This window comes from Saccharomonospora saliphila YIM 90502, assembly GCF_000383795.1.
GTDB lineage: Bacteria > Actinomycetota > Actinomycetes > Mycobacteriales > Pseudonocardiaceae > Saccharomonospora > Saccharomonospora saliphila.
The window spans coordinates 10,430-15,001 of the sequence record NZ_KB912728.1; the positions used below are offsets into that span (position 1 = coordinate 10,430).

Genomic DNA, 4,572 nt, shown 5'->3' on the forward strand with positions numbered 1-4,572 from the left:
CGACGGCGGCCTGCTGCGCGGGTGCGAGGCCCGCCACGTCGCGGGCATCGAGCGGGTGGCGCGCAACAACGACGCGCTGGCCGCGGGGCACCGGCCGGAGGTCTTCTCGGGCGACGTGGAGTACTTCCTGGCCACCCGCAAGCCCGACGACGCGCCGGACGAGGCGGCGTGGCACTCCGTCGTGGACGGACAGCTGCGCGTGCACCGGCTGGACTGCGCCCACGACGACATGACCGGGCCCGAGGCGAGCGAACGAATCGGTGCCGTGCTGACCCGCGTGCTCACCGAGGGCGCGCGAGGAAGGGAAGTGTGATGGAACTGGCGATTGAGGCGGAGGGGCTCCGCAAGACCTACGGCGAAACCGACGCCGTCGGCGGCATCGACCTCCGGGTGCCCACGGGCTCCGTGCTGGGCCTGCTCGGTCCGAACGGCGCGGGCAAGACCACCACGGTGCGGATGCTGTGCACGCTGCTGACCCCGGACGCGGGCACGGCCCGGGTCGCCGGGTACGACGTGGTGACGCGGCCCCGGCAGGTACGCGCCCGGATCGGGCTGACCGGCCAGTACGCCGCGGTGGACGAACGCCTCACCGGGCGGGAGAACCTGGAGCTGATCGGCACGCTGTACCAGCTCGGCAGGCGCGAGGCGCGCCGCAGGGCGGGCGAGCTGCTCGACCGCCTCGACCTCGCCGACGCCGCGGACAAGCTCAGCCGCACCTACTCCGGAGGGATGCGCAGGCGGCTCGACCTCGCCGCGAGCCTGGTCGCCGACCCGGCGGTGCTGTTCCTCGACGAGCCGACCACGGGACTCGACCCGGCCAGCCGGGCGGTGCTGTGGCAGATGATCCGCGAACAGGTGGGACGTGGTGTCAGCGTGCTGCTGACCACGCAGTACCTCGACGAGGCCGACGAACTCGCCGACCGGATCGTGGTCGTCGACCACGGCCGGGTCGTGGCCGAGGGCAGCGCGGACGAGCTGAAGGACACGGTCGGCGGTGAGCGCCTGCAGATCCGCCTCGCCGAATCGGCCGACATGCCCGAGGTGATGCGCAGGCTGGCCTCGGCCACGGCGGCGACGCCGCTGGTCTCCGACGACGGCTGCGGGGTCTCGGTGTCCGTGGACTCCGGCCTCGCCGACGTGGCCGCCCTCGCCTCCGCGCTCGACGGGGCGCCGGTGCGGGTCCGCGAGTTCGCGGTGCGCCGCCCCTCCCTCGACGACGTCTTCCTCGCCGTCACCGGCACCGGCGAGCTCACGGAAAGGACCCCGGTATGACCACCGTCCCGCTGGACGCGCCCGAAGCGGCCCCGCCCCGGTGGAGCGCGGGCTCCGATGCCGCCGCCCTCATCGGCAGGCACCTGCGGCACCTGCGCCGCATGCCGGAGAAGCTGCTCAGCGCCACGCTGATGCCGATGGGGTTCGTCGTGCTGTTCGGACTGCTGTTCGGCTCGGTGATCTCCGTGTCCGGCGGCAGCTACCAGGAGTTCATCATGGCGGGCATCTTCACCCAGGTGATGATGACCTGCGTGCCCAACACGGCCATCGGCACGCTGGAGGACCTGCGGAACGGGCTGGTCGACCGGTTCCGTTCGCTGCCGATGAGTCCGGCGGCGGTGCTGGTCGGTCGCACCGTCGGTGACCTCGCCCTGCGCGCGGTGACCGTTCTCGCCATGACCGGCGTCGGTTTCGCGATCGGGTGGCGCATCGACACCGGGATCGGCCCGGCACTCGGCGCGTACGCGGTGCTGCTGCTGTTCGGCTTCACCATGTCCTGGGTCGGCGCCGTGCTGGGGCTGGTGGCCCGCAGCGGGGAGGCCGCCGCGACCATGCCCTCCATCCTGCTGATGCCCCTGATGTTCCTGTCCAGCGCTTACATCCCCACCACCGGCCTGCCCGGGTGGCTCCAGGTGATCGCCGACTGGAATCCGCTGTCGGCGGTGGTCAACGCGCTGCGCAGCCTGTGGGGCAACCCGGCCGCCACCTCGGTTGAGTCCGTGACCGTGGCCCACGCCGTGCCCCTCGCGCTCGGCTGGATGGCCCTGATCCTCGCGCTGACGGTGCCGCTGGCCGTCCGCCGCTACCGCGACGCCGTCGCCCGATGACCGCGAAGGAGCCCACCATGACCGCGACCCACCGCAGAATCCTGCTGTCGAGCGTGTCCTCGGACGCCCACACCTGGAATCTCGTGTGGTTGCAGATGCTGCTGACCGAACGGGGCAACCGCGTGGACAATCTCGGGGCCTGCGTACCCGACGACCTGCTCGTCTCGCACGCCCGGTCCACACGACCGGACGCGATCGTGCTCAGCACCGTCAACGGGCACGGTCTCCACGACGGCGTGCGGGTGATCGGACGGCTGCGCGCGGCCGACGAATTGCGCGGGGTTCCCGTGGTCATCGGCGGCAAGCTCGGCGTGGCCGGGCCGCTGTCCGCCGACGACGAGGCGCGGCTGCGCGAGGCCGGGTTCGACGCGGTGTTCCCGAACGACGCCAGTCCCGCCGACTTCCTCGAATTCGTCGATTCGGTGGTGGTCACCGACCTCACCGCCGAGCATTCGGCGTGAGCGTGCCGGCCCGTTCCACGACACCCGGCCTCCGTCCCGGACGGACGGCCCGGGTTCCGGCCCCTGACCATGGAGACGCGATGAGTGCCGAGTACGGCTTTCCCGGATTCCTGCGCAAGGCCCGCCGCTGCGGCGCGCTCGTGGTGCAACCCCGGATGGGCTTCTCCGATCCGGTGGACATGGCGCGGGGGCTGGCCGCGGTCCGGGCGGCGAACGCGGTGACCGCCGGGACCCTCACGCTGGACAGCTACACCCGGACCGGCCAGCTCGACCAGGCGCGCCGGGCACTGGAGGACGGGGTGGCGCTCAACGGCTACCCCATCCTCACCCACGGCCCGAAACTGACGCGGGAGATACTCGCCGGCACGGTGGGCGAGCACTTCCCCGTGCAGGTGCGCCACGGGTCGTCGCTGCCCTACGACATCGTCCGGTCCGTCGTGGACTCCGGCATCGCGGCCACCGAGGGCGGGCCGGTGTCGTACTGCCTTCCGTACAACCGCACGCCCCTGCGGCACGCGGTGCCGGAGTGGGCGCGCTGCTGCGAGCTGCTGGCCGAGCGGGAGGACGCCCACCTGGAAAGTTTCGGCGGGTGCATGCTGGGCCAGCTCTGCCCGCCCTCGCTGCTGATCGCCCTCTCGGTGCTGGAGGGCCTGTTCTTCGCCCAGCACGGCGTACCCAGCGTGTCACTGAGCTACGCTCAGCAGACCCACGCCGAGCAGGACGCGGAGGCACTGGCCGTGCTGAACCGCGTGGCAGGCGAGCTGTTGCCCGGACTGGACCGGCACGTCGTGCTCTACACCTACATGGGCGTGTATCCGGGAAGCCGGGAGGGCGCGCTGGACCTGCTCGGCGACGCGGCGGCGCTGGCCGTGTGCGGTGGCGCGGACCGGCTGATCGTCAAGACGCCCGCGGAGGCGCACCGCATCCCGACGATCGCGGAGAACGTCGAGGCCCTCGAGTACGCGGCGGCGGTCGCCGGGCACGAACGGGCACGGCCGGACGCGCCCGCCGTCCCGGCCGACACCGGTCTCTACGCCGAGGTGCGCGCCCTCATCGACGCGGTGCGGGAGTTGTCCGACGACGTGGGCACGGCCCTGGTGCGCGCCTTCGAGGCGGGCTACCTCGACGTGCCCTACTGCCTCCACCCCGACAACCGGGGCGCGACGTCGAGTTACCTGGCCGAGGACGGCAGGCTGTGCTGGGCGGCCACGGGCCGGCTCCCGTTGCCCGGGCGGGCCTCGGTCACCGTGGACGGGCTCACCAGCAGCGATCTGCTCGCCGCGTTGTCCTACGTCGCCCGCCGCTACGACCGCGTCCCCGCGCCGAGGCGGCCGATCCGCCCTGCGATGTCGGAAGTGAGCGTCTCCTCCCGCGCGGACAGGTAGAAGTGATCACCGGGCAGCACGCGATGGTCGAACTCGGCCGTGGTGTGCTCGGCCCAGCCGAGGACGTGATCGGCGTCGATGTCCGGATCGTCGGCGCCGACATAGGCGGTGACCGGCGCCGACGTGATCCCGTCGAGGGTGGGGCGGTAGGTGCCGAGCAGCCGGTAGTCGGCGCGGATGGCCGGAAGGACGAGTTCGCGCAGCTCGGGATCGTCGAGCACGGCGGTGCTCGCCTCCCCGAGCCTGCGGACGTCGGCGACGATGGCCTCGTCCCCGCCGAGGTAGGGCGGGCGGCCGGTGAGCAGCCGTGGTGGCAGCCTGCCGGACAGCAGCAGCGCCCCTGGCACCGTGCCGTGTGCGTGTTCCAGCGCGAGCGCGAGCTCGAAGGCCACGGACGCGCCCATGCTGTGTCCGAACAGGACATACGGTCGATCGGTGAGCGGGAGCAGTTCGTCCACCAGTGCGTCGACCATCTCGGACATCGACTCGACGGCGGGCTCGGCCAGCCGGTCCTGCCTGCCGGGGTAGCAGGCGGCCAGCACCTCGACCCGCTCGGAGAACCGGCCGGGCCAGCCCCGGTACGCCGCGGGCGTGCCCCCGGCGTGCGGCAGGCACACCAGGCGCAGG

6 protein-coding genes are annotated in these 4,572 nt (G+C 72.6%); 5 read left to right on the forward strand and 1 reads right to left on the reverse strand.

Annotated features, from left to right (window positions below):
- The 5 genes from SACSA_RS26410 to SACSA_RS0118975 all read left to right on the forward strand — a co-directional run.
- Positions 1–313 (forward strand): hypothetical protein (locus SACSA_RS26410; protein WP_048877003.1); only part of this gene is annotated, 313 nt, incomplete at its 5' end.
- Complete coding sequence (locus SACSA_RS0118960; RefSeq protein ID WP_019819310.1) at positions 313–1,272, forward strand: ATP-binding cassette domain-containing protein; 960 nt, start codon at positions 313–315, stop codon at positions 1,270–1,272. The genes SACSA_RS26410 and SACSA_RS0118960, both read left to right, overlap by 1 nt.
- Complete coding sequence (locus tag SACSA_RS0118965; RefSeq protein ID WP_019819311.1) at positions 1,269–2,099, forward strand: ABC transporter permease; 831 nt, start codon at positions 1,269–1,271, stop codon at positions 2,097–2,099. Before SACSA_RS0118960 ends, SACSA_RS0118965 begins: the two co-directional genes overlap by 4 nt.
- Before the next feature lie 17 nt (positions 2,100–2,116).
- Complete coding sequence (locus SACSA_RS0118970; RefSeq protein ID WP_232213013.1) at positions 2,117–2,560, forward strand: cobalamin B12-binding domain-containing protein; 444 nt, start codon at positions 2,117–2,119, stop codon at positions 2,558–2,560.
- Between the two features lie 80 nt (positions 2,561–2,640).
- Entirely contained in the window at positions 2,641–3,945 is a 1,305-nt protein-coding gene (locus SACSA_RS0118975) for a hypothetical protein (protein WP_019819315.1), read from the forward strand.
- On the opposite strand, the gene SACSA_RS0118980 is transcribed toward SACSA_RS0118975, so the two are convergent.
- Positions 3,864–4,572: thioesterase II family protein (locus SACSA_RS0118980; protein ID WP_019819317.1), on the reverse strand; the 709-nt coding region annotated here is incomplete at its 5' end. The genes SACSA_RS0118975 and SACSA_RS0118980 overlap by 82 nt on opposite strands.